Origin of the sequence: Caballeronia sp. ATUFL_F2_KS9A (assembly GCF_023630765.1) — a bacterium.
Classification (GTDB): domain Bacteria; phylum Pseudomonadota; class Gammaproteobacteria; order Burkholderiales; family Burkholderiaceae; genus Caballeronia; species Caballeronia zhejiangensis.
Window position 1 is genome coordinate 1 of the sequence record NZ_JALQEK010000042.1, and the last position, 1,168, is coordinate 1,168.

Annotated in this window: 1 protein-coding gene; it reads left to right on the top strand. The window is 58.8% G+C overall.

Going from position 1 to position 1,168, the window contains the following annotated elements; all coding sequences use genetic code 11:
- Positions 1 to 121: 121 nt before the first annotated feature.
- Entirely contained in the window at positions 122 to 1,168 is a 1,047-nt protein-coding gene (locus tag NCS67_RS26680) for a LacI family DNA-binding transcriptional regulator (RefSeq protein ID WP_250437333.1), read from the top strand.

The following is a 1,168-nucleotide window of genomic DNA, read 5'->3' on the forward strand; positions in this document are numbered from 1 at the left end:
TGATTGCGCAACCATTGTCGTTTACCCTTGCGGCATGGGCCTGCTTGCGTTTCCGCATGGGTTCGATGCGGTTCGTGGTCTAATGCTGTTGCGCACTAATCGTTAGATCCAGTACTCTGAAATGGCCAAGAAAAGCGATAACCGGCAAACGACCGAAGCGGGCGTGCTCCAGAGCGTGACGCTTATCGATGTGGCAAGGGTGGCGGGCGTTGCGCCGATGACAGTCTCCCGTGCCCTTCATCGGCCGGAACTCGTTCGTAGCGACACCCAGAAGAAAGTGCTTGAAGCGGTCCAGGCCACCGGGTACGTGCCCAACATGCTTGCGGGCGGACTGGCCAGCAGCAAAAGCCGGCTGGTCGCCATCCTGTTGCCGACCATCGCAAGTTCTATCTTTGCGGAGACCGTGCAGTCGCTCGTCGACAAATTGACCGCGTCGGGTTATCAGACGCTTTTGGGTCTCACCGCTTACTCGACAGCTCGCGAAGAAGCCTTAGTCGAAGCGATTCTCGGCAGGCGGCCTGATGGGATCGTGCTCGCCGGTACAAGCCATACCAAGGCGACAGTCGAGCGGCTCGTCAAAGCCAAGATTCCGGTCGTCGAAATCTGGGATCTCACCAACAAACCGATCGACACCGTCATTGGCTTCTCGCACGAAGAAGTAGGCAAGCAAGTCGCGCGGCACCTTCTCGCGAAAGGTTATAAGCGCTTCGGCGTCGTTTCCATCGATGATCCGCGAGGTTTGCGCCGCTGCAGGAGCCTGATCGCCGAACTCGCGAAACACGGCATTGGCAAAGCTACGTTCGCGATCCTCCCTGCACCGGCCACCGTGCAAAGGGGGCGCGAAGGCGCGGCCCGTCTGTTCGATGAGACGCCGCCGGAAATCGTCGTATGCAGTTCCGATACGCTCGCGCAGGGGGTGCTTGCCGAAGCAGCCAGTCGGAAAATGAGCGTACCTGAGCAGATTGCTGTGATGGGCTTCGGGGATCTAAGCTCTGCCGCGCACATCTATCCTTCTCTTTCGACAGTGCGAGTCGAAGGCGCCGTCATCGGCGTGAAAGCGGCCGAATCATTACTGTCGCGCTTTGCGCAAAGCTCGGCAGCCGGGCATCAGCCTGTGCACGTCAAGATCGATACTGGCTTCACCATAATCGACCGTCAAAGCACCTAG